The organism is Fundidesulfovibrio butyratiphilus, from assembly GCF_054657235.1.
This window is the reverse complement of sequence record NZ_BAAHXA010000001.1, coordinates 227,893-250,736: the sequence shown is the minus strand read 5'-3', so window position 1 is coordinate 250,736 and position 22,844 is coordinate 227,893. Positions and strand designations below refer to the sequence as shown.

The window sequence follows — 22,844 nt, the reverse complement described above, 5'->3', positions numbered from 1 at the left end:
CCCTTCACCCTGGCCTTGGTCCGAGCGCGACCGGGCTATCGAGAGTCGAATCCCCATGCCGAATTCCTCGCCTTCCCGTTTGAAGCGCACTCCGCGCAAGGCCGCCGTGGTGGTCATTCTGGGTCTGCTCACCGCGTTTGCGCCCTTCGCCACGGACATGTACCTTTCCGGCCTTCCGGCCTTGGCCCGCAGCTTTCACACCAACGACGCACAGGCCCAACTCACGCTTTCCACCTTCTTTTTCGGGCTGGCCGTGGGCCAGTTCTTTTATGGCCCCTTGAGCGACCGGCTGGGGCGACGCGCGCCACTGCTTTTCGGCATCTCCCTCTTCACCCTGGCCTCGGCCCTGGAGCTTCTGACCGGGAACATGAACATGTTCATCGGCCTGCGCTTTCTCCAAGCCGTGGGAGGCTGCGCCGGCATGATCATCGGCCGGGCCGTGGTGCGCGACCTGTTCCAGGGACAGGAAGCCGCGCGGGTGTTCTCCCTTATGATGCTCGTGCAAGGGGTCGGGCCGATTCTGGCTCCCGTGTTGGGCAGCCTGATCATGACCTTTGCCTCGTGGCGGTGGATCCTGGTCTTTCTCACGGGGTTCGGCCTGTTCTGCCTGGCTCTGACAACCTTCGGACTGCCCGAAACGCTGCCCGAATCGCGCCGGACAAGGCTCGGGCTGGGACGCCTCTGGCGGGTCCTCATGGCGCTCATGGTGCGGCGCGACTTCATCGTGCCGACCCTTTCCGGCGGCGTGGCGCTGTCCTCCCTGTTTGCGTTCATCAGCGGGTCACCCTTCGTCCTGATGCACCTGCACGGCGTCTCCCCCGGTCGCTACGGCCTGCTTTTCGCCCTCAACGCCGCCGGCATGATCGTGACCGGCCAGATCAACGTGCTGCTGTTGCGCCGTTTTCGCACCGTGGTCCTGCTGCGCGCCGCACTGCTGCTGGAATGCTGCTTGGCCGCAACCCTGTTGGCCGTGGCCGACACGACCAACCTGCCGCTTTTTCTTCTGTCCCTGTTTTCCACCCTGGCCCTGGTCCCGATCATCGGGGCCAACTCCACCGCGCTGGCCATGGAGGCCAGCGGCCGCAACGCGGGCAACGCCTCCACCATCATCGGCGTTCTGCAATTCTGCCTGGCCGGGCTGGCCAGCGCCCTGGTCAGCCTTCTGCACAACGATACGGCCTACCCGCTGGCCGGGCTGATCTGCTCCTGCGCCGTGATCGGAACCGCCGTGCAGCTTCTGGGAGGAAGCGGGAAGGGCGGTCGCGCCCGCGAACGCGCGATTTCGGGCTGATCCGCCGCCCGCCGTAACGCTCGGAAGACCCTTGGCGACTGCCCGGTAACGTTCGGCGGCTTTGCCGGACGACACAACACACCGGAGGGTCTTGCGATGCGCAACGTTCTGTTTCTCTGTTTCGTTCTGTCGGTCTTTTCCGCCACGGCCGGCATGGCCCAGTCCCTGGAGAATCATCCCCTTTTCGATCGCATGGACACGGACAAGAGCGGCTCGCTCTCCAAGGGGGAAGTGCAGAAGCGCTTTCCCAAATTCACCGACGACATGTTCAAGCAGGCCGACGCCAACCACGACGGCACGCTGAGTGTGGCCGAATGGCAAACGTTCGCCAAAGCCAAGCGGGCTGAACGCAAAACCGCCGCCCAAACGAACTGAGCCGCAAGATGCATGCGGGGTTTCGACGGCCCGGTTCTTGCCCATGCCCCGTGGAGCGGGGCGCCTTTTTGAACATATCCAGTTAAAATTCTTACACCTTATCAGGAAAATGGGGCGGAGGGGGCGCTGCGCCGTTCAGGAAACGGCTCCACCTCCGACTCCTCTTTTTCTCTTCCCCTTTCCTCGCCTGTTCTCCAAGCCGCGCGCGTCCCTCATTTCCTCGGTTTTGGGCGGAAAGACATGCAACCACTGAGAATTTTGGCGAATTTTATTGAGGTGTTGACGATGGGGTGAAGACGACTTATGAAGTTCCAGACGCGACTTGCACGCCAGAACCCGACGTTCCTCCCTCGGTCTTCTTGCGGGAAACCATCCGGCAAGCCGCCACAGGGGCGGATTTTCTCCATTTTCGGCAAGTGGACGCCAAATTTTTCACTTGACGGAATTGTGAGATTTTCTCATCCTCCCCTTCCCGTTTTTCCCCCTGGATACCGTGCCAGGGACAGGCGGCCAGGACCGGGCAGGGGGGTCCAGGCCGGGATCTTCCGCACCATCGGAGCCGATAAATCCCCGTACAAACCGATCCGAAAGAGGTGACAGCCTTGGCCTTCGCTCCCATAAACAAGAATTATCACGACTTTTTCGTCGTTCGGGACAAGGAAGCCTGTATCAATTGCCAGGTGTGCGTGCGCCAATGTTCCTACGGCGTGCACTACTGGGACGAAAACCGCCAGTGCGTGCGCCACGACAACACCAAATGCATCGGCTGCCACCGGTGCGAGGCGTTTTGCCCCACACAGGCCCTGCTCATTCAAGAAAAGCCCTCCCAGTTCAAAGAGAACGCGCTGTGGAGGCCGGTGTTCCTCAAGAACATCTATAAACAGGCCGATTCGGGAGGCGTTCTGCTCACCGGCATGGGCAACCCCACCGCCTTGCCCGTGTACTGGGACAGACTCCTGCTCGACGCCAGCCAGGTGACCAACCCCTCCATCGACCCCCTGCGCGAGCCGATGGAACTGCGCACCTACCTGGGCGCCAAGCCCAACAAGCTTGAATTCGAGCAGACGGCGGACGGGCCTTCCCTCAAGACCCAGCTGACCCCCAACATCAAGCTCAACACGCCCATCATGTTCTCGGCCATGAGCTTCGGGTCCATCAACTTCAATTTGCACATCGCCATGGCGCGCGCCGCCACCGAACTGGGCACCTACTACAATACCGGTGAAGGCGGCCTGCACCAGAGCCTGTATAAATACGGCCCCAACACCATCGTGCAGGTGGCCTCGGGACGCTTCGGCGTGCACCGCGACTACCTGAACGCCGGCGCGGCCATCGAGATCAAGATCGGCCAGGGCGCCAAGCCCGGCATCGGCGGTCACCTTCCCGGCGAAAAGATCAACGCCAAGGTGAGCGAAACCCGCATGGTGCCGCTGGGCTCGGACGCCATTTCCCCCGCGCCGCATCACGACATCTATTCCATTGAAGACCTGCATCAGCTCATCTTCGCCCTCAAGGAAGCCAGCGACTACCGCGTGCCGGTTTCGGTCAAGATCGCGGCCGTGCACAACGTGGCCGCCATCGCCTCGGGCATCGTGCGCGCCGGCGCGGACATCGTGGCCATCGACGGCATTCGCGGCGGCACGGGCGCGGCGCCCGGCATGATCCGCGACAACGTGGGCATCCCCATCGAACTGGCCCTGGCCGCGGTGGACCAGCGCCTGCGCGACGAAGGCATTCGCAATCAGGCCTCCATCGTGTGCGCCGGCGGCACCCGCTGCTCCGCCGACGTGATCAAGGCCATCGCCCTGGGCGCGGACGCGGTCTACATCGCCACGGCGGCCCTTCTGGCCGTGGGCTGCACCCTGTGCGCGCGCTGCTACACCGGCAAGTGCCCCTGGGGCATCGCCACCAACGACCCCTACCTGGCCAAGCGCCAGAACCCCGATATCGCCGCCCAGAAGATGGCCAACCTCGTGCGAGCCTGGTCCCATGAAATCGAAGAAATGCTCGGCGGCATGGGTCTCAACTCCATCGAGTCCCTGCGGGGCAACCGCGACAAGCTGCGCGCGGTGGGCCTGAATCAGGTCGAATTGGACACTCTGGGCGTCAAGCCCGCCGGAAGGTAAGCATCATGAAGAAAATCTACCCCAACCGCGAGGTGTGCATCGGCTGCCGGCTGTGCGAGGTGGCCTGTATCACCGCGCATTCCAAGTCCAAGGACATCATCCTGGCCCACAACGTGGAAAAAGCCCAGGACGGACTGACCCCCAGACGCCACCTGACCCAGGACGGCCCCGTGTGCGTGGCCCTCTCCTGCCGCCATTGCGAAGAGCCGGCCTGCGTGGCCGCCTGCATCTCCGGGGCGCTCACCAAAAATCCCGAGACCGGACGCTGCGAATACAACGAGGAGCAGTGCGTGGGCTGCTGGTCGTGCCTCATGGCTTGTCCTTTCGGGGCCATCGCCCGCCATCCGTTCAAGGAAAAGATCGTCAAGTGCGACCTGTGCGCGGATCGCGACCAGCCCGCCTGCGTGGAAGCCTGCCCCAACGCGGCCCTGATCTTTGAAGATCGCGGCAAAGACTAAGCGGAGCATATCGATGAAATACGTGATAGTGGGCAACGGCGTGTCCAGCGTGGGAGCCATCGAAGGCATCCGCAAGGTGGACAAGGACGGCGAAATCCTCGTCGTCAGCGAGGAGGCGACCCCCACCTACGGACGCCCCCTCATTTCCTACCTGCTGGCCGGCAAGATCGGACCGGAACGTATGCCCCTGCGTCCGGCCTCCTTCTACGACAAAAACAACGTGACCATGCGCCTGGGCGACAAGGTGACCGCCATCGACCCCAAGGCCAAGACCGTTACCTGCGCCTCGGGCGAGACCGTCTCCTACGACAAGCTGCTCCTGGCCACCGGCGGCGTGCCCTTCAGCCCGCCCCTGCCGGGCAAGGACGGCCCCGGCGTCTACAGCTTCACCACCCTGGTCCACGCCAACACCCTGATCGACGTGGCCAAGACCTGCAAGAACGTCGTCGTCGTGGGCGGCGGCCTCATCGGCCTCAAGGCCGCCGAGGCCCTGCACGACCGGGGCGTGAAGGTCGCCATTGTGGAGTTGGCCCCCCGCGTGCTCTCCGCGGCCTTTGACGACAAGGCCGGAAACCTGGTGTCCAAGCGGCTGGCCGAGGTCGGCATCGCGGTGCATTGCTCCACCCAGGCCACCGAGATCAAACGCGACGCGTCCGGCGCCATCACCGGCGTCACCCTGAAGGACGGCGCCTTCCTGCCCTGCCAAGCCGTGGTCATCGCCATCGGCGTGGTGCCGGCCTACGATCTGGCCAAGGCCGCCGGCATCAAGGTCGACCGGGGCATCCTGGTGGACAAGTCCCTGCGCACCAGCGACCCGGACGTCTTCGCCGCCGGCGACGTGGCCCAGGCCGGCGACATGATCCAGGGAATCAACCGCGTGGTGCCCATCTGGCCCAACGCCTTCAACCAGGGCTTCCATGCGGGCAAGTCCATGACCGGGACCGACGACATCTATTCCGGCGGCCTGGCCATGAACTCCATCGCCTTCTACGGGCTACCCACGGTCTCCGTGGGCATGGTCAACCCCACCCCGGCCGACGGCGAGGTCGAGCTGTCCGAAACCCTGGACGAAGAACGTCAGACCTACCGCAAGCTCGTCTTCAAGGACAACCGCCTGGTGGGCTATGTGCTGGTGGGCGACATCGACACGGCCGGTCTCTACTCCGGCTTCATTCGTTTCAAGTTCGTCCTGGACGAGGACGTCAAGGCCAAGCTCATCAAGGGCCAGCCCTCGATCCTGCAATGGCCGCAGGACTTCTTCGACGAGCAGTTCAACCCGGTCGGCGCGAAAGAGACCGTGTAAGGAGACGTGTGAGCCCATGAAGGCCCCAGAAAGATTTTACGACTTCGAAAAAGACATCTCCGGATGCGGCGTTTTCGGTGTGATCAACACCAAGCGCGAGCTCATTGGCGGCGACATGCCCATCAGGGCCATGTGCTCCATGCACGACCGCGGCAACGGCCTGGGCGGCGGCTTCGCGGCCTACGGCATCTATCCGGACATGGCCGACAAGTACGCCTTCCACCTCATGAGCGATACCCAGTCCGGGCTCAAGCAGGCCGAGGAAATCCTGTCCCAGTTCGCGGTGGTGCTCCACAGCGAGCCCATCCCCACCCGGTCCACCCTGGCCGTGAAGAATCCGCCCATCGTCTGGCGCTACTTCCTCACCCCCAAGATGGGACAAGACCGTCCCCAGTGGCGCGACTACGCCGAATCCGACTACATGGTGGCCGTGGTCATGCACATCAACAAGAAGACTCCGGCCTTCGTGTTCTCCTCCGGCAAGAACATGGGCGCCTTCAAGGGCGTGGGCTTTCCCGAGGACATCGCGGAGTTCTTTCGTCTGGACGAATACAAGGCCTACATCTGGACCGGCCACAACCGTTTTCCCACCAACACCCCCGGCTGGTGGGGCGGCGCGCACCCCTTCACGCTGCTCGACTGGTCCATCGTGCACAACGGCGAGATCAGCTCTTACGGCATCAACCGCCGCTACCTGTGCGAACACGATTACGAATGCACCCTCATGACCGACACCGAGGTCGTGGCCTACGAACTCGACCTGCTCGTGCGCAAGCACGGCCTGTCGCTTCGCATGTGCAGTTGGGTTTTCGCCCCGCCGTTCTGGGACGAGATCGACCGCATGCCCGAAGAGCAGAAAAAGGCCTTCACCGCCCTGCGCATGGTCTACGGCGGCGCGCTGCTCAACGGCCCCTTCGCCATCCTGGTTTCGGACGGGAAGTGCCTCATGGGCCTGAACGACCGCATCAAGCTGCGCCCCCTGCTGGTGGCCGAACGCGGCGACAATGTGTTCATGTCCAGCGAGGAAGGCGCCATCCGCGACGTTTGCCCCGAATTGGATAGCGTCTGGGCGCCCAAAGCCGGCGAGCCGGTCATCGTCCCCCTGGACGCGTGAAGAAGTAGGGAAGAGAGAAGAGAACGGGGGAAACCTTTTGTGAACACAAAAGGTTTCCCCCGAACCCCCTTCCAAAAAACGTTATCTTGGTTTGAGACGCCTACCGGCAGAGTAGCCGGTGGGCCAAAAACCCGAACTGAGGGGGTTCGGGGGGGAATCCTTCCCCCCGATGGGGTCCAGGGGCTTCGCCTCTGGTCTTAGGGCTCCCCGACCAGAAGGACGCCGACATGCTGCTTGACGCCAACAACATCTACTACCGCGAGCTCAACAAGAACATCCGCGCCCTGGTGGCTGCCGGTGAAAAAAATTTCGAGATCATCAACGTCCGCGGCCAACGCTACATCGGCGACGCCCTGGACGGCGACATCAACATCCTTGTTCGGGGCGTTCCGGGACAGGATATGGCCGCCTTCATGCGCGGTCCGCGCATCCGCGTGGAAGGCAACGCCCAGGACGGCGTGGGCAACACCATGGACGACGGCTTGGTGGTGGTCAACGGCATGGCCGGCGACGTGGTGGGCTACGCCATGCGCGGAGGCAAGATCCTCATCAAGGGCGATGTGGGCTACCGCGTGGGCATCCATATGAAGGCCTACAAGGAAAAATTTCCCGTCCTGGTCATCGGCGGCAAGGCCGGCGATTTCCTGGGCGAATACATGGCCGGAGGGGCCATCATCCTGCTGGGCATGTTCTCGGGCAAGCCCTCCGCCCCCATCACCGGGCGCAGCATGGGCACGGGAATGCACGGCGGCGTGATCTACGTTCGCGGCGGGGTTCCGGTGGAGCAGCTGGGACCCAATCTCAAGACCGAGCCCACCGACGAAGCCGATATGGAGCTCATCAAGGCCAACTGCGCCCAGTTCTGCGAGGAATTCGGGGTTGACTTGCAGACGGTTTTGGCCGAACCCTTCCAACGCGTGAAGCCTTTCTCGCATCGCCCTTACGGAAACCTGTACGTGGCGGCGTAGAGCCGGGTTCGCGTTCCAGCAAGCACTCTCATACGGAGGCAACCCATGTTTTTGACCAGCATGGCCTACGCCATGGGCCAGGCCCCCCAGGGCGCCGATGCGGGCCAGAACGGATTGATGAGCTTTATTCCGCTCATCTTGATGTTCGTGATTTTCTATTTTCTGCTCATCAGACCCCAGCAGAAAAAACAGAAAGATCTGCGCGAAATGCTCAACAACCTCAAACGCGGAGACCGGGTGATCACGGGCGGCGGCATCGTGGGCGTCATCCAGGCCATGCGCGACGACAAGGTGGATGTCGAGATCGCCAACGGGGTGGTCATTACCGTGCTGCGTTCCTACATCGCCGGTCCCGAGACGTCTCCCGCTTCTAGCCGAAAGGGGGACAAGAAGTCCGGCAAGAAGGGCGACAAGAAGACCGCCGCCGAAACCAAGACCATCGACGTCAAGCCCGAAGTGAAAGAAACGAACAAGGAAGAGCCCAAGGCGGCCGCTACGGGCGAAGAAAAATAATTCCTGTTTTGAACCGGTTTTTTTCATGCAAAGGGGGAAAGCGCGACACGCTTTCCCCCTTTGCGCACGAACGGGGACCGTGTGGGACGAGATTTCCCCGGGTGTCCTTGTGTTGCTTTCCGGTTGCGTATATTACCGGGGCCGGACGCACGACTTTCGGGCGACCTTGGCGCACGATGCGAGCGAAAAGCTCCGGCGGTCGCACAGACCGTTTTCGCGCCGCCCCGACTGGGAGATCACACGAGTAAGGAGCTGGCATGTTCTTGAACTTGCGTTGGCGCTTGGTCATCGTCGCCGTGGTGGCGTTTCTGGGCGTGTACTACATGTTGCCCTCGATTGGCGGCGTCAAGCAGTCCGCCTTGGGCAAATTTTTGCCGGACAATCAGGTCAATCTCGGTTTGGACCTCAAGGGCGGCATCCATCTGACCCTGGGCGTCGAGCTGGACAAGGCCTTGGCCAATGCCCTTTCCCAGGCCGGACAGGACCTCAAGTCCCTGGCGCAGGACAAGGACATTCCCCTCATCCGCTTCAACCTCATCGACGGAAAACGTTTGGAATTCATCATGCCCCGGCCCGAAAAACGCGGGGAATTCGAGGAGATCCTTTCCAAGCAGAATTCCAAACTCCAGGTGGACAGAACCGAGGCCCAGAACGAAGGCCGCATGAAGTACACGGTTTCCTTCACCCCGCAGTATCGCAAATGGGTTTCCGATATGACGGTGGACCAAGCCGTCAAGACCATTCGCAACCGTATCGATGAATTCGGCGTGGCCGAGCCCGACATCCGCAAGGCCGGCGACCGCATCCAGGTGCAGTTGCCCGGACTTTCCGATCCGGATCGCGCCATCCAGATCATCGGCAAGACCGCCCATCTCGAATTCAAGATCGTGGACGACGAAACCGATGTGTCCAAGCTGCAAAAAGGCGTGGTGCCTCCCGGACGCGAGTTCGCCATGCTGCGCCACACCAACCCGGACGGCTCGGTCTCCGAACGGCCCATCCTGCTCAAAAGCGCGGCGGTCATGACCGGCGACACCATCGCCGACGCCCACATGAATTTCGACCAGCAGACAAACCAGGCCTATGTCGGCCTGAAATTCACCGACCGGGGCGCCAAGGTCTTCGAACGCGTCACCGGTGATAACATCAAAAAGCGCATGGCCATCATCCTGGACGGAAAGGTCTATTCCGCTCCCGTCATCCAGGACAAGATCGGAGGCGGACGCGCCCAAATCACCGGCCACTTCACCAAGGTCGAAGCCCGCGACCTGGCCGTGGTCCTGAGGGCCGGCTCCCTGCCCGCGCCCGTGGTCATCATGGAACAGCGCACCGTGGGTCCCTCCTTGGGGCAGGAATCCATCGAAAAGGGTGTCATGAGCGCCGTTGTGGCCGGCGTGCTCATCGTGCTCTTCATGCTGTCCTACTACCGCTTCTCGGGTTTCGTGGCCGACCTGGCCCTGTGTCTCAACCTGGTGCTCATCATCGCCGGCCTGGCCGCTTTCGGGGCCACGCTTACGCTGCCGGGCATAGCGGGCATCATCTTGACCATCGGCATGTCCGTGGACGCCAACGTCATTGTGTTCGAGCGCATCCGAGAAGAAATACGGCTGGGCCTGCCCGCAACAACTTCCATCCGCGAAGGATTCAAGCGCGCCACCCTGACCATCTTCGACGCCAACATCACCACCATCATCGCCGCCGTGGTGCTCTACCAATTCGGCACCGGGCCCATCAAAGGGTTCGCGGTGACGCTCATTCTCGGCATCGTGGCCTCCATGTTCACGGCCATCTTCGTCTCCCACGCCCTGATGGACCTCTACATGCGCAACAAGCCGGCCGCGGCCAGACTTTCCATCTGATCCCGACACAACGCTCGCGCCCTTTCCGGGCCCTCCCTCGCGGAGGGCCTGGAAAGGCTTCCTGACGTCCTCTTCAACGCCCGGCAACATTCCCGTACCAAAACGCCGCCTGGAGTAGGGCGGCCCCCCCGTCAGCGACTCTGAGTCTCTCTTTTCAAAGCGTATCATCACGCCGAGCCCCCCCCCGGAGGGCTTTTTTGGTGTGAAATCGCTCTCGGCAGATCGACCGTTCCCCGTGCTTTCTTCGCCGCCTGCTCAAGAGACGGCGAGCGGTGCATACGGAGCGATTTCTGTACAGTGTTTGACAATAATGGACGATACAAAGTCCAATTTTGAATAAACACGAAAATATTTATAACCGTGAGAACATGTCTCAAAAGTACTTCTCATCATATTTTCTAGCAATAAAAGTATCCGTAAATTGTTGACCATGCGATTTTTCTTTTTTATCCTTGTCCAAGGAATGAATTACATGGTTACAAAACACACGTCCTCTCTCTCAGAAGAGTTTTGGAACACAATTTTCCCCCTCATACCATGTGCGGACCGAAGCGGTGAGCGCCAATACACGCGCAAGCCCGGGGCGGGGCGAAAACCGCTGTCGCAACGTCTGGTCTTGGAAGCCATTCTCTACGTTCTGCGCACGGGATGCCCTTGGAAAGCCCTGCCCAAGGAACGTTACGGAAGCCCCAGTTCCGTGCATCGCTACTATCGAGCCTGGTTGCGACAAGGTTTTTTTCAGGCCGTATGGAATGCCGGGTTGGCCGAAAGCGACGAGATGGAAGGCATTGCCTGGAAATGGAGCGTCCTGCCCCACCGCGCCGAAGCCGAGGTGTCACGGCCTGTGGGCAAGCGGGGGAGGGCCGCGCGTCACGTGCGGATGTGGATGCCCTGCAAAGAAATGCGGCGGGGCAAGACGAACGCGGGCAGACCGGATCCCCTTTGCGATGTGTTGTAGCCTCCTCTCATTTCAGAAGAAAACACCTCCTTTCACTCCAAACGCACGCCGCAAACAGCCCGACGCCAGGGCCTTTGTCCGCGTCGCGCCGTCCGGGCATCTCCCCGGGATCGCATGCGTTTTTTTCCAGTCGTGCATGCGATTTCCCCGTTAATTGCGGATTGTCCTTTCCCGTTCAACGCGCTTTCGCATCGGAAGCGAAATCCGTTTTGAAAATGGAACGCCCCTTGCTTTCCCCCGGAAGTATTTTTCCAAGAAAAACAGACGGGAGGAGATGCATGCGAGGAAAAATCATGTTGAGCGCGGTATGTATTGTCGCCTTGTTGGCTGGCGCGGCCCAGGCGGCGACGACCGTGAAAATGACCGGTGACGCGCAAATATGGGGGAACTATTTCAACCAATTGAATTATACCGGGTGGAACGCCAACGGGAAAAAGTCGGCGGACCCGTTCGTCATTTGGCAGCGCTTTCGGTTGCGCACCGACTTCATCGCCAACGAAAACCTCAAGTTTCGTCTGAGCACGCGAGTCTACAACAAGGCCTGGGGCAACAACACCTTCACGGTGGACAATCCGGCCGTGGCCATAGACGTGGAACAGTGCTTCCTGCAGTTCAAATGGCCCGGCACCCAGGCCGAATTCAGCATCGGCATGCAGGACTGGTCCCTGCCCATATCCAGCCCCATGCTGTCGGGCAGTCCGGTCTTCGGCAAGTCCCGTTCGGCGGCGGCGCTCTTCAGCATCCCGGCCACGGACCAGGTCCAGGTCGTCGGAGGCTTTACCCGCATGGTGGCGGCGACGACTCTGTTCGAAGACACCACCACGCAGTTGGCCGGCGATCTCGACGGCTATTATCTCTCCGTTCCCGTCACCCTGGACGGATTCAAGGCCGTCCCTTGGGGACTGGTCAGCGTGGTGGGACGAGATACGAACTTTACCACGCCCATGGGCACCGGACCAAAGATCACGGCCCAGCGACTCTCCACCAGCATGCTCTCGGCCAACGCGGCCGCCAACCCGTCGGCCATGCGAAACGCCCAGAACCTGTACTGGTGGGCCGGACTCAGCGCTTCGCTGACGGCACTTGATCCCTTCAAGTTTTACGCGGACTTCATCTACGGCTCCGGGGCCGGCGACGACCGGCAGGCCAACGCGCGGCGCGGCTACTTTTTCGACGTGGCCGCCGAATATACCGGATTCGACCTGCTCACTCCGCAGATGACCTTCTGGTACTCCTCGGGCGAGGATTCTTCCCTGTCCGACGGCTCCGAACGCATGCCCACCATCCGACAGGGCTGGTCGCCAAGCGGCTCCTTCCTGCTGGACGGCGGCCATACCTTCGGCGCCGGATATATGGGGCTCGATCCCGTGGGGTCCTGGGGCCTTGCCGCAAGCCTGAACAAGATCAGTTTCATCAAGGATCTCTCCCATCGGTTGACGGTTTCCTACTCCAGGGGCGTGAACAGCGCCTCGTCCCTGCGCAAGGCCAACGCCTTGCTGGGCGTGGGCAACTACGTGCAGATGGGCTCCGACTTGGCTGAAAACGAATATGTCGTGGCCGTCAACCTGGACCATCAGTACACCATCTATGAAAACCTCGCCGCCATCGTGGAGATGGGCTGGGCCCATGGCGAGTTCCAAAAGTCCATCTGGGGACGACGTTTCGTGAACAAGGCAGGCGATTGCGACCCGATCAAGGTGGCTTTCGGCTTCAAGTACAAGTTCTAAGGCGAAGCCGGGGTCCGGGATCGGGCTCCGGCTCTTTCAATCACGATTTTCAGGAAACCGGTGATTGCCTTGAGACGCGTGCGCGCCGCGCATACTGTCGGATCGAAAACGCCAAACGGCCAGGGACGGTTTCGCGCCGCCGCACTCCGCCCGATGCGCCATAAGGAAAGGTTGGGACATTCGGTATGCGTTTCACCGTGCGCGTTCGCAAACGTCTGGAGCACTTCACTCTGAACGTGAATCTGGTCTTTCCGCTCACGGGCATTCATGCCCTGGTCGGACCTTCCGGGGCGGGCAAAACCACATTGTTGCGCCTTGTGGCCGGACTGGACACCCCGGACGACGGGGTGGTCTCCTTTGGCGAAGCGCTCTGGACCGACACCCGCCAGGGCCTTTCGCTGCCGCCCTGGAAACGTCCGGCCGGCATGGTCTTTCAGGACCACGACCTCTTCGGGCACTTGAGCCTGTGGGGCAACGCCCGGTTCGCCGCCACAAGCCCGGAAGTGGCCGAACGCTTCATGCGTGCCCTGGGCATCTGGCGGCTGCGCCGGGCCATGCCCGATCAAGTTTCGGGAGGCGAGCGCCAGCGTTGCGCCATTTGCCGGGCCTTGGCCCGCGAGCCTCGGCTCTTGCTGTTGGACGAGCCGTTCTCCGCACTGGACATGGTGACCAGGCACGAACTGGGCCAAGTTCTGGCGCAACTGGCCCGGGAAAGCGGGGTGCCCATGCTCCTGGTGACCCACGACATCGGCGAAGCCCTGACCCTGGCCGACACGGCCGTGGCCCTGGTGGAAGGTCGTCAGGCCCAGGGATGGCTGGAAGCGCGCCTTGAGGACATGACCCGGGAAGTCGAATACAATCGGAACATCCTGCGGGAAAAACGCCAAACACAGGAGGACAGGCCATGCGCCTGAGACGTATTGCGGTTGTGTTGTTCATCGTGGCGCTCTACGCGCCGAGTCTGGCCCAAGCCGGGGTGCTGGTCGGGGCCGGCGCGGGCTACAAGCGCATGCTGACCGAGATCGATGCGGCGTTCACCAAACAAACCGGCGTCGTGGTGGAGGAATCCTTCGGCCATATGGGACGCATCACCAGCCAGGCGGCGCAGGGCGGCCCCATCGATGTGATCTTCGGCGACCAGGAGTTTCTCCGCGCGGCCAAGGGACTCGACGTGGATCGGTACATCCAGGTGGGACGCGGTCGGCTGGTACTGGCCTGGCCCACCGGGGTGAGCCTCAAATCGCCGGAAGACCTCAAGCTGCCGACCATCGACCGCATCGCCCTGCCGGACGCCAAAAACGCCATTTACGGCAAGGCCGGCATGGAGTTCCTCGCCAACAGCGGGCTGCTCGACGCCGTGCGCGCCAAGCTCGTGCATGTGGGCACCGTTCCGCAGGTGACCGCCTACCTGGTCAGCGGCGAGGTCAAGGCCGGGCTGCTCAACGTGACCGACGCCATAGGCGTGCGCGACAAGATCGGCGGATACCTTGAAATCGATCAGAAGTTCTACTCGCCGATCAAAATCGTGTGCGCGGTCATGAAACGCGCCAAGGACAACCAGAACCTCAAGCGCTACCTGGAGTTTCTCGCCACGCCAGCGGCCAGGGCCATCGTGGAGAAGTACGGCTTGTGACCCTCGTGCAATGGGCCGAACTGCTGGTCCGGCCCAATGTCGCCTTTTCCCTGGCGCTCACCGCCAAGGTCGCCGCCCTGACCCTGCCCCTGCACTTGGCCGCGGGGTTGGGGCTGGGCGCTTACCTGGCCAGGGAGAAGGCGCCCTGCCGCGGCGTTGTCGAAATGCTCGTAACCCTGCCCTTGGTGTTTCCGCCCATTGCCATCGGCTTCGGCCTGCTCATGCTTCTGGGACGCAGGAGTCTGGTCGGCGGTTTTTTGCACGCCCACTTTGGCGTGGATCTGGTGTTCAGCTTTTGGGGAGTGGCCCTGGCCGCGTTTCTCGCCGGGCTGCCGCTGGTGGTGCGGCCCGTGCAGTCGGCCCTGCGTTCGTTCCCCCGGCAAACCGTGGAAGCGGCCCTCATGCTGGGCAAGACCAGGACCCAGGCCTTCTTTCTCGTGGTGCTGCCGGGCGTGCGCCGGTCCGTGGCCGCCGGGCTCATTCTGGCCTTCGGCAGGTCCCTTGGGGAGGTGGGCATCACCATCATGCTGGGCGGAAACGTCATCGGCCGCACCAACACCTTGTCGCTGGAAATCTACAACGCCGTCTCAACCGGAGAGTTCGACACCGCCCTGGTGCTTTCGGCGCTTCTGGGAGCGGTGGCCTCGGTGATCTTTCTCGCGCTCAAACGCCTCGGCGCGCTCTGACCGTCGTGGTTCCCGTTTGTTCGCACCGGATCAAAAAAACAGGCCGGGCTCTGCGGAGCTCGGCCTGTTCGGTTTGTCTGTGACGGCCTGGACGGCCCCTCGCCTTCCTAACGGAACGTGAAGGGAATGACCAGGTTGATGCCGGGAGGCGGCGGCGGAGCCACATACACCGGCGGAGGCGGCGGGGGAGGCGGCGCCACGTACACCGGGGGCGGCGGCGCGTAATACCGCCGGGGCGGCGGATAATAATATCCCCTTGGCGGACCGTAATAGTAGCCTCCCCGCCAATAGCCGGGAGGATGAGCCTGTACTGCGGCCGCCAAACCAACCGTGGCCAGGAGAGTGACCAGGGCCAGGATGCGCGGCAAGGTTGCGTGTTTCATTTTCAACTCCTTTTGACATCCGCTCCCGGGCGATGGGACGCGAACTCGACCGAGGCGTTACTGCCGGGGACCACGGGCCTTGTTCTTGGCGGGCCCGCGTCTTCCATGCCGGCTGAACACCTCGTCGGCGATCTTCTTCTGCTCGTCGGAGAGTTGCTTGTACAGGGTTTCAAACACGGCGACGAGCCGCTCCATGGACTTGGCCCGCAACTGGGACATGCTGGCATGAGCCTTCAGGCTGTCCACGGCGTTGAGCGCGCCGGAGTCCTTGTACCATTTCTCCCAGTTGTCCCGAGCGATTTTGGCGTTATCGCGCATCACGTTGGCCAAATCGTCGAAGGCCTTTTGCTGTTCGGCGGTAATGAGCAGTTGCGCCTGCAGGTCGGCAATGCGCTGTTCGGTGCGCTCCTCCCAGGTTTTGTCCATGCGCGCGGTTTTGCCCTTGGGAGCGGGCTTGGCGTCCGTCTGCTGGGCGTTGGCCGCGGGGGTCAGCCCCGGGGCGAAGGGCGCGCACACGAGTGCGGCGACAAACAAAGTGGAAACGGAAAGGCCGATAAGACGTGTTTTCATAAAGCTCCTCCGTTCTGGCCATAGGGCCTGGTGGGGGTGAGGCCTGGGGACGTGTTCCTGTGTAAAGCCAAGCGTTTTGGTGAACGCCGTTCGGACCCATGTCCGCAACACCGGGTTGCTCCAAGTCAGGTCGCGCGTCAAGAGGAATTCCGGCTTCGCCCGGCGCGCGCCCGGCTTTTTCGACAAGCGAAAGACGAGCGGTCGCGCCATGCCGGCGAAGCGAGCGGGGCAAGGAGGGAAAACGTCTCCGTCGGCATCTTCGAAGCGCACCCTGGCGGGGTGTTAACGTTTTCGTTGCGCGACCCGTTTCGCGTAATGCTTGAGGATGGTGCGGCGAAGCATGTCGTACTCCACGGGCTTGGCCAGGTAGTCGTCCATGCCGCAGGCGAGAAAGCGTTCGGTGTCGCCTTTCATGGCGTGCGCGGTCAGGGCGATGATAGGCACGTCGGCCTGGCAGGGCAAGAGAGACCGGATGCGGCGGGTGGTTTCCTCGCCGTCCATGATCGGCATCTGAATGTCCATGAGCACGATGTCGAAACACTCCTCGACCATGAGGTCCAGGGCCGACTGTCCGTCCGAAGCCACCGTGGCCCGGTGCCCCATCTTTTCGAGGAATTTGCGGATGGTTATCTGGTTCACGCTCTCGTCTTCCACCACAAGGACGGACAAGCTGTCCTCGCAAGATTCCAGCAACTCGCCTTCCGCCGAGGTCCGGCCGTCCGGCAGGCTTGCGGGATCGGGAATGTCTGCTTCCATGGTGACGTAAAACACCGAGCCCTCTCCCGTCCGACTGTCCAGGCAGACGCACCCGCCGAGCAGACGCACGAAGCGCAGCACCAGGGAGAGCCCCAGCCCCAGGCCCCCGTAACGCCGGCAGAGGCCTTCGTCGATCTGGCAGAACGGGTTGAACACGAAATCGATCTTGTCGTCGGGAATGCCCGGTCCGGTGTCCGACACGGTGAGCAGCAGCCGTCTGGCGCCGGAAGGAGCGGCCACGGGAAGAAGCGTCACCCCGAGATCAACTCGTCCCGTGTTCGTGAACTTGACCGCGTTTCCCACCAGGTTGAACAGGACCTGACGCAGGCGCCCCTCGTCGGTGAGGACCACCGCGGGCACGGACTCGTCCACCCGGGTCACGAGAGCGAGTCCCTTGGCCCCGACCTCCGAGGAGAAAAGATCGGACACCGACGAAAGCAGACCGCGCATATCCACGGGAGCGTGGCACAAAACCACCTTGCCCGATTCGATCCGCGCGATATCGAGGATGTCGTTGAGGATCATGAGCAGCTTGCGGGAAGAATCCAGGGCGATGGAGACAATTTCCTCCTGATGGGAGGCCAGGCGCTCGTCGGAAAGCAACTGGAGCATGCCCATGATGCCGTTGAGTGGCGTGCGCACTTCATGGCTCATGGTGGCCAGGAATTGCGACTTGGCCTTGTTCGCGGCCACGGCCGCGTCCTTGGCGGTCTGCAGGGCGTCCTGGGCGAGTTTGCGCTCCGTCACTTCACGGTTGCTCCCCCTCCGGCCCAGGTAGACGCCTTCGGCGTCGAAGAGGGGCAGGCATTGGTGTTCGATCCACGCCGTGGACCCGTCTTTTCGGATAAGGCGGAAATTGACCGAAGCCGAAGTGTCCTGGGGGCTGCTTTCCAGCGACAGGTGGTTGATGAAGCTCTCCCGGTCCTCGGGATGAATGATGGCGGGCAGAAACCCCGGATCGTCCAGAAAGCGTTGCGCCGGATATCCCGTGACGCGCAGGCAGGCCGGCGCGACCCATTCGAACCGACCGTTCGGAGCGAGCCAGTATTCCCACTCGTGCGTGAAGTCTGCGATGGACCGAAACCGCCGTTCCGAGCGGCGCAGGGCCGAAACGTCCTTGGCGATGGCGAAAAACGCCGGGTTGCCCCCCCATTTGCCCATCACCACGCGAGTTTCCACGGGAATGCGTTCTCCTGAACGCGAAACCATGTCCTCGTTGAAGGAGGCGACTTCCCCGGAGCCCAGGCGCTCCAGGTTTTGACGCACGAGTTTTCGTCCTTCCTCGCTAAAGAGCAGGCACACCTCGGATCCCTCGATATCCTGTCGGGAATGCCCCAGGCGGGAGAGGAGGGCCTCGTTGGCGCTCAGAATGCGGCCGGACGTGTCCGTCACCAGACAGTAGGCGTCCACGGTGTTGTAAAACGCGAAAAAGTTGGCCGCGGTTTCGGCGATGTCGCTATACACGCGTCCGATCTCCTCGGACATGCGGTTGAAGGCCTGTGCGGCCTTGGCCAGTTCGTCTCGGCCCTTGACCGCCACCCGAAAGCCGAAATGCCCTTGGGCTATGGCGTCGGAGGCCTGGGTCAAGGTCTTGAGTTGACGCGTGAGGTAGGTGCCGAGCACCCAGGAGAACAGGGCGGAAAGCAGCATGCCCGACGCTCCGGTGACCATGGCCTTGCGCCAGGCGGCCTGTTCCGCCTGGGCTATGGACGCGTCGCTGAGCCCGATTTCAACCCAGCCGAAAAGCGTTCCCCCTTCCGTTATGACGGCCTTGGCTTGTGCGGTGTTCCCGGCGGACTCCCGCAGGGCCTTGGAGTCCTCGCGCCGGGTGAGCACGCCGTGGCGGGCGCTGACCACCTCGGCGTAGGTCACCGTCGGGTCGTTGACCAGGGTCTCCACCCGGCTTTGCAGGCTGGCGAGATTGATAGTGATCAGGTCGGTTTTGATTGCCGCGGAGAACAAATCGGCGGTGGTCTGCGCCCGCTTGGCCAATTGCTCTTCGCTGGCCCGGCGCAAGGAGTCGAGGTCCCCGGCGATAAGGATGCACAAGAGCACCGCCTCAATGGCGGCGACGCCGAAAATGGTCTTCAGGCGAAAGGTCATCGGAGTCCGTTATCAGTGCGCGTCGTGGGGCAAAGAGAGTCCCAGGGAGCGCACATCGTTCCAGTCGGCGTCCGTGGCGGGCTGGAATCCCTTGAAATGCAGGCGCTCCAGCAGAAGCCGCCCCTCGGGCGTGTCGTGCAAGGCGACCAGGGCCTTGAGCAGTTTGGCCACCGTGGGCTGGCTCACTCGGGGGTGGAAGGCCAGGGCGTGCGGCGTGTACTTCGGAGTTTCCCAGAGAATGCGCAGCGTGTCCCGCACGCTGGCCGGATTTTTTTCGAAAGTGCGGCGAATCCCTCCTCCCGCCGGGAAAAAACCTTTCGACACCGCAAGGTAGACTGAATCGTGGGAACCGACGTACGCGGGCGTCACGTGAACACCCTCCTTGCGCAAGATGGCCAGGGGCAACACCGTGGCCGCGAAAGCCCCCGGCGAAGGAAACGCCACGTTCAGTCCGTTCAACTCCTTGATGGTCTTGAGGGAACTGTTTTGCGGCACCACGATGATGCCCTGGATCAAGGAGCGGGCTTCCCTGGCGAAGGCGTTGTAACCCACGGCCTCGTGCGCTTCGATGTAATGCAGGGGGTTTACATAGGCGATGTCGTAACGGCCTTCGGTCAGACGCTTTTCGAAAGTGGGAATGTCCGGAGCGGTTTCGAAATCGAGGGAGAGTCCCGTTTTGTCGGAAATGGCCTTGAGCAAGGGAGCCCACTGGGCGGCAAGCTCCACGGCGGATTGCTGCGGGACCACACCAAAGGTGAGCGCATGCTGGGCCAAGACGCCCTGAGCCTGAAACACCACTGCGACGACACACCACACCACCACGGGAAACAGTCGAAACGTCGTGAACGTTCCCCCCACACGAACCTCCTTGGCCTTCCACACAGCAAGCGAAAGCGGTCACTCCTCACGCGATCCTTCATGCAAGAGCGTCCCCGTTTTCCCGCATTGCGAAATGACGACACCCTATGCTTTTCTACGTGAAATGCGTACCATGTCAATTGTTCAAAACAAGACCACTGCATTCGTCCGGGCGTCGTCCGTCCAGCCCCGATGTGCGCCCGTCGGCCCCGAAGGGGAGCGCCGCATGGATGTGGAAACATATGGACAAGCCGGGGCCATTGCGAATAGTTACGGGCAGGCGAAGGACTCGGCGCCGGGCGATTTCCCGGCTTTTTTTGAGGCTTCGGGCGTCCGTCGCTCCTTTGCCAAATCGCGTCCATAAAGTGAGACCCCATGGAGTGGCTTGAGCAGCTCGTCAGGCAATACGGATACCTGGCGCTTTTCGTCGGCACGTTTCTCGAAGGGGAAACCATCCTGCTCATCGCGGGATTCCTGGCCCATTCCGGCAACCTGGATTTGGCGACCTGTGTCCTCACGGCCTTTCTCGGCAGCTTGAGCGGGGACCAGACCGCGTTTTACATCGGCAGGTTCAAGGGCAAGGCGTTCATCGAAAAGCGCCCCAGTTGGAAGGACAAAGTGGAGCGGGTCCACAAAATGCTCGAACGGTTCCACGAGGTGCTCATCTTGAGTTTCCGTTTCTTCTACGGACTGCGCAACCTCACCCCCTTCATCCTGGGCACCACGGACATCCCCGGTTTCAAATTTTTCGCCCTGAACTCCGTGGGGGCGTTCGTCTGGGCCGTGACCTTCGGTTGCGCCGGATATTTCTTCGGCACCGTGGTGGCCACGGTCCTCAAGGACGTGCATCATGTGGAAATGATCATCCTGGTCGTGGCCGTGGTGGCTTTCACCGGCCTCTGGCTGTACAGGCGCCACAAAAGGACCAAGCGCCGCATCGAGGCCTCCGACCGGGAGGGGCAGCCCGAAGCGGCGAACGACGCGATCGAAAGGGAAGCGGACCAGGAAAAGCCGGTCGCCCCGGAACCCTCCGAGGCCGCGAACAAGCGGGAAGGCGACATTCGTTAAGCATTCCGCCGAATCCTCATCGAAAAACATTCAGCCGCCAAAGCCGGACGGGTGGGCACCGGGCTCCGGTTTTCTCCCCATGCGTCCGGTTTTGGCTGTTTTTGCCTCCTCCGCGCTTTTTTGCTTGCACGGCACTTGTTTCGCCTCTCGCGTTTCAGCTTTCCTGTTAAGATGGAATTTCTCTTGATTTGTTTCCCGCGACGGCGCTATGTCTTCAAGATAAGACTCTTTAGCCACATGTGTCTTGCATCAACGTATCACCGGAAGCGGTATGGGGATTCATGTCTCATTCACCTGCACAGACTCCTGACCAGGAAATCCAGGCCGCCCTTTCCTGCGCCGTCATGCTGCGCGGGCTCGGCGATACCTTTCTCAAAGCGTTCCACGCCACGGAAAGCGACTTCCTGCGCCTTGGCCGCGAGCTCGAAGACGCGAACGCCAAGGCCATGGCCCTGGCGGACGAGGCCGGCGCATTGGCCGCTCTCACGTCCGGGGAACAGGTGGCGCACGCGGCGGACAATCTGCGCGCCGTGCTCGGCAAACTTGTCACCATCTGCGACCTGGAATCCGAAGCCACCGACTTTCAAGGCCTGAGTCGCATCGCCAAAGCGGGAAGGGAACTCACCGTCATCATGCACGACTTTTCGCGGCTGGTGAAACATCTTTCCATGCTGGGCGTGTCCACGCGCATCGAAAGCGCCAGACTCGGCGGAACCGGCATGGGGTTCGCCACCCTGGCCGACGACGTCGAAAACCTGGCCCTCAAGATCGCCTCCTCTTCGAGCACCATTGTCACGCGCTGCTCCGAACTCACCGCCCAGACCCTGGCCGCCCAGGAAAGCATGAAGACGATACAGTCCGTACGGGAAGGGTGCTCCCTGGCCATCGTCGATGTCCTGCAAAAGGACCTGGACGCCCTGGACGCCCTGATCAAAACGTCGAGCAACTCCGCGCGAGAGACGTCGGACATGGCCTCGGGACTGTGCGACAGCGTTTCCGAAGCGGTTCTCTCCCTGCAATTTCACGATATCATCCGCCAGCAACTCGAACACGTGGCCGAACACTCCGAAGAGGTACGCCAGGAGGTCCTGGCCGGGCTCAAGGACCCGAACGCCCAGGACTCCCAAGGAGAAATCGCGCCCTGGCTGCACAGCGCGCTCTTGTTGCAACGGTCGCAGCTCGGCGACGCCCGGGTGCGTTTCGCCGAGGCCATGGAAAAGCTGGAGCAAAGTCTTTCGGACATTTCCGCCCAGATCGAAGCCATCTCCACCCGGTCGGGAGAACTGGGCGGAGCGGGGGAGGGCAAGCAAGGCGTGCTTCAGGTGGTGGAGGGCGGCGTGACCGGCGTGGTGGAATCCCTCAAGGAATTCACCGGTATGGGCGAGCGCATGGCCACGGTCATGACCGGGGTGAAAACCTCCATCGAACAGATGGCCGTATCGGCCACCGAGATCGAGGAGGTCGGCTCCGAGATCGAACTCATCGCCATCAACGCCAGCATCAAGGCGGCTCACACGGGGGAAGAGGGCAAGGCCCTCGGCGTGCTGGCTTCGGCCATCCAGAAGCTCTCCCTGGAAGCCGCCGTGCAGACGAACAAGGTGATGGAGCTGCTTGCCGAGGTGGACGGACATTCCGAGGAAATGGTGCGACTTTCCAGCCGCCATGTGGAACAGGCCGGTCTGGATCAGGTCTTCGAAAACCTGCGGTCCCAAATCGCCTCGCTCAGGGGCCTGGACGTCCAGGTGGGGCAATCGTCCAAGACCATGCGCGCACGCGGCGCGGCCTTGGCCGAAGAGGTGGCGCAAAGCATCGAATCGCTTTCCTTTCAGGACGAACTCATCGTGTCCATGACCGCGGCCGAGGAGCGCCTGCAAAACGCGGTGGAGCTCATGATTCCGGTGCTGCCTCCCGGCGGGGCCAATCTGGAGTCCCCCCGGCTCAAGGCCATGCTCGATCGCTACACCATGGAGGCCGAACGCCTGGTGCATCAGAGCGTCCTGGGGCAGGCTCCGCAGGCGGAGGATACGCCCATCAAGGAATCCGCATTGAGCGACGACCTTGGGGACAACATCGAATTGTTTTAATGAGACGGCAA

General features: G+C 62.0%; 20 protein-coding genes. 16 read left to right on the top strand and 4 right to left on the bottom strand.

Annotated elements, in window-relative coordinates; genetic code table 11:
* Positions 1 to 55 precede the first annotated feature (55 nt).
* From ACYQ01_RS01175 to ACYQ01_RS01110, 14 genes are all read left to right on the top strand, one after another.
* Positions 56 to 1,291 carry a multidrug effflux MFS transporter gene (locus ACYQ01_RS01175; RefSeq protein WP_459932004.1) on the top strand — a complete coding sequence of 412 codons (1,236 nt, stop codon included), beginning with the start codon at positions 56 to 58 and terminating at the stop codon, positions 1,289 to 1,291.
* A 96-nt stretch (positions 1,292 to 1,387) separates the two neighbouring features.
* Positions 1,388 to 1,666, top strand: a complete 279-nt coding sequence (locus ACYQ01_RS01170; protein ID WP_459932003.1) for an EF-hand domain-containing protein — start codon at positions 1,388 to 1,390, stop codon at positions 1,664 to 1,666.
* 602 nt (positions 1,667 to 2,268) lie between these two features.
* On the top strand, positions 2,269 to 3,792 hold the full coding sequence (locus ACYQ01_RS01165) for a glutamate synthase-related protein (protein ID WP_459932002.1): 1,524 nt from the start codon (positions 2,269 to 2,271) through the stop codon (positions 3,790 to 3,792).
* Positions 3,793 to 3,797: 5 nt separating this feature from the next.
* Positions 3,798 to 4,250, top strand: coding sequence for a 4Fe-4S dicluster domain-containing protein (locus ACYQ01_RS01160; protein WP_459932001.1), 453 nt, complete (start codon positions 3,798 to 3,800; stop codon positions 4,248 to 4,250).
* Positions 4,251 to 4,263: 13 nt separating this feature from the next.
* Positions 4,264 to 5,553, top strand: a complete 1,290-nt coding sequence (locus ACYQ01_RS01155) for an NAD(P)/FAD-dependent oxidoreductase (protein WP_459932000.1) — start codon at positions 4,264 to 4,266, stop codon at positions 5,551 to 5,553.
* Between the two features lie 16 nt (positions 5,554 to 5,569).
* Positions 5,570 to 6,667: a class II glutamine amidotransferase gene (locus ACYQ01_RS01150; protein WP_459931999.1), complete on the top strand. Its 1,098-nt coding sequence runs from the start codon at positions 5,570 to 5,572 to the stop codon at positions 6,665 to 6,667.
* Positions 6,668 to 6,894: 227 nt separating this feature from the next.
* Positions 6,895 to 7,635, top strand: coding sequence for a GltB/FmdC/FwdC-like GXGXG domain-containing protein (locus ACYQ01_RS01145; protein WP_459931998.1), 741 nt, complete (start codon positions 6,895 to 6,897; stop codon positions 7,633 to 7,635).
* A 45-nt stretch (positions 7,636 to 7,680) separates the two neighbouring features.
* Positions 7,681 to 8,148 (top strand): preprotein translocase subunit YajC, encoded by a 468-nt coding sequence (gene yajC / locus ACYQ01_RS01140; RefSeq protein WP_459931997.1) that lies wholly within the window; start codon positions 7,681 to 7,683, stop codon positions 8,146 to 8,148.
* A 257-nt stretch (positions 8,149 to 8,405) separates the two neighbouring features.
* Positions 8,406 to 10,007 (top strand): protein translocase subunit SecD, encoded by a 1,602-nt coding sequence (gene secD, locus ACYQ01_RS01135; protein WP_459931996.1) that lies wholly within the window; start codon positions 8,406 to 8,408, stop codon positions 10,005 to 10,007.
* A gap of 430 nt (positions 10,008 to 10,437) precedes the next feature.
* Complete coding sequence (locus tag ACYQ01_RS01130; RefSeq protein ID WP_459931995.1) at positions 10,438 to 10,965, top strand: transposase; 528 nt, start codon at positions 10,438 to 10,440, stop codon at positions 10,963 to 10,965.
* A 278-nt stretch (positions 10,966 to 11,243) separates the two neighbouring features.
* The gene (locus ACYQ01_RS01125) at positions 11,244 to 12,692 is read left to right on the top strand and encodes an outer membrane homotrimeric porin (protein WP_459931994.1); all 1,449 of its coding nucleotides are present in this window, start codon (positions 11,244 to 11,246) and stop codon (positions 12,690 to 12,692) included.
* 185 nt (positions 12,693 to 12,877) lie between these two features.
* Positions 12,878 to 13,606, top strand: coding sequence for an ATP-binding cassette domain-containing protein (locus ACYQ01_RS01120; RefSeq protein ID WP_459931993.1), 729 nt, complete (start codon positions 12,878 to 12,880; stop codon positions 13,604 to 13,606).
* On the top strand, positions 13,597 to 14,325 hold the full coding sequence (modA, locus tag ACYQ01_RS01115; RefSeq protein WP_459931992.1) for a molybdate ABC transporter substrate-binding protein: 729 nt from the start codon (positions 13,597 to 13,599) through the stop codon (positions 14,323 to 14,325). Before ACYQ01_RS01120 ends, modA begins: the two co-directional genes overlap by 10 nt.
* Positions 14,322 to 15,011, top strand: coding sequence for a molybdate ABC transporter permease subunit (locus ACYQ01_RS01110; protein ID WP_459931991.1), 690 nt, complete (start codon positions 14,322 to 14,324; stop codon positions 15,009 to 15,011). The genes modA and ACYQ01_RS01110 overlap by 4 nt, the downstream gene beginning before the upstream one ends.
* A gap of 107 nt (positions 15,012 to 15,118) precedes the next feature.
* Here ACYQ01_RS01110 and ACYQ01_RS01105 read toward each other — a convergent pair whose 3' ends face one another.
* The 4 genes from ACYQ01_RS01105 to ACYQ01_RS01090 form a co-directional block, all read right to left on the bottom strand.
* Complete coding sequence (locus ACYQ01_RS01105) at positions 15,119 to 15,394, bottom strand: hypothetical protein (RefSeq protein ID WP_459931990.1); 276 nt, start codon at positions 15,392 to 15,394, stop codon at positions 15,119 to 15,121.
* A 57-nt stretch (positions 15,395 to 15,451) separates the two neighbouring features.
* Positions 15,452 to 15,964: a Spy/CpxP family protein refolding chaperone gene (locus ACYQ01_RS01100; RefSeq protein ID WP_459931989.1), complete on the bottom strand. Its 513-nt coding sequence runs from the start codon at positions 15,962 to 15,964 to the stop codon at positions 15,452 to 15,454.
* A gap of 282 nt (positions 15,965 to 16,246) precedes the next feature.
* Complete coding sequence (locus ACYQ01_RS01095) at positions 16,247 to 18,823, bottom strand: response regulator (protein ID WP_459931988.1); 2,577 nt, start codon at positions 18,821 to 18,823, stop codon at positions 16,247 to 16,249.
* A gap of 12 nt (positions 18,824 to 18,835) precedes the next feature.
* The gene (locus tag ACYQ01_RS01090; protein WP_459931987.1) at positions 18,836 to 19,681 is read right to left on the bottom strand and encodes a phosphate/phosphite/phosphonate ABC transporter substrate-binding protein; all 846 of its coding nucleotides are present in this window, start codon (positions 19,679 to 19,681) and stop codon (positions 18,836 to 18,838) included.
* Between the two features lie 375 nt (positions 19,682 to 20,056).
* Between ACYQ01_RS01090 and ACYQ01_RS01085 the strand changes: the two genes are divergently transcribed.
* Both ACYQ01_RS01085 and ACYQ01_RS01080 read left to right on the top strand, forming a co-directional pair.
* Positions 20,057 to 20,749, top strand: a complete 693-nt coding sequence (locus ACYQ01_RS01085) for a DedA family protein (RefSeq protein WP_459931986.1) — start codon at positions 20,057 to 20,059, stop codon at positions 20,747 to 20,749.
* A gap of 281 nt (positions 20,750 to 21,030) precedes the next feature.
* Positions 21,031 to 22,833 (top strand): hypothetical protein, encoded by a 1,803-nt coding sequence (locus tag ACYQ01_RS01080; RefSeq protein ID WP_459931985.1) that lies wholly within the window; start codon positions 21,031 to 21,033, stop codon positions 22,831 to 22,833.
* Positions 22,834 to 22,844: the final 11 nt, after the last annotated feature.

Excerpts from the sequence above, each read along its gene's own strand:
- ACYQ01_RS01175 (WP_459932004.1), top strand. The coding sequence starts at position 56 with ATGCCGAATTCCTCGCCTTCCCGTTTGAAGCGCACTCCGCGCAAGGCC.
- ACYQ01_RS01170 (WP_459932003.1), top strand. The coding sequence starts at position 1,388 with ATGCGCAACGTTCTGTTTCTCTGTTTCGTTCTGTCGGTCTTTTCCGCC.
- ACYQ01_RS01160 (WP_459932001.1), top strand. The coding sequence starts at position 3,798 with ATGAAGAAAATCTACCCCAACCGCGAGGTGTGCATCGGCTGCCGGCTG.
- ACYQ01_RS01155 (WP_459932000.1), top strand. The coding sequence starts at position 4,264 with ATGAAATACGTGATAGTGGGCAACGGCGTGTCCAGCGTGGGAGCCATC.
- ACYQ01_RS01150 (WP_459931999.1), top strand. The coding sequence starts at position 5,570 with ATGAAGGCCCCAGAAAGATTTTACGACTTCGAAAAAGACATCTCCGGA.
- ACYQ01_RS01145 (WP_459931998.1), top strand. The coding sequence starts at position 6,895 with ATGCTGCTTGACGCCAACAACATCTACTACCGCGAGCTCAACAAGAAC.
- yajC (WP_459931997.1), top strand. The coding sequence starts at position 7,681 with ATGTTTTTGACCAGCATGGCCTACGCCATGGGCCAGGCCCCCCAGGGC.
- secD (WP_459931996.1), top strand. The coding sequence starts at position 8,406 with ATGTTCTTGAACTTGCGTTGGCGCTTGGTCATCGTCGCCGTGGTGGCG.
- ACYQ01_RS01130 (WP_459931995.1), top strand. The coding sequence starts at position 10,438 with ATGCGATTTTTCTTTTTTATCCTTGTCCAAGGAATGAATTACATGGTT.
- ACYQ01_RS01125 (WP_459931994.1), top strand. The coding sequence starts at position 11,244 with ATGCGAGGAAAAATCATGTTGAGCGCGGTATGTATTGTCGCCTTGTTG.
- ACYQ01_RS01120 (WP_459931993.1), top strand. The coding sequence starts at position 12,878 with ATGCGTTTCACCGTGCGCGTTCGCAAACGTCTGGAGCACTTCACTCTG.
- modA (WP_459931992.1), top strand. The coding sequence starts at position 13,597 with ATGCGCCTGAGACGTATTGCGGTTGTGTTGTTCATCGTGGCGCTCTAC.
- ACYQ01_RS01105 (WP_459931990.1), bottom strand. The coding sequence starts at position 15,394 with ATGAAACACGCAACCTTGCCGCGCATCCTGGCCCTGGTCACTCTCCTG.
- ACYQ01_RS01100 (WP_459931989.1), bottom strand. The coding sequence starts at position 15,964 with ATGAAAACACGTCTTATCGGCCTTTCCGTTTCCACTTTGTTTGTCGCC.
- ACYQ01_RS01095 (WP_459931988.1), bottom strand. The coding sequence starts at position 18,823 with ATGACCTTTCGCCTGAAGACCATTTTCGGCGTCGCCGCCATTGAGGCG.
- ACYQ01_RS01085 (WP_459931986.1), top strand. The coding sequence starts at position 20,057 with ATGGAGTGGCTTGAGCAGCTCGTCAGGCAATACGGATACCTGGCGCTT.
- ACYQ01_RS01080 (WP_459931985.1), top strand. The coding sequence starts at position 21,031 with ATGTCTCATTCACCTGCACAGACTCCTGACCAGGAAATCCAGGCCGCC.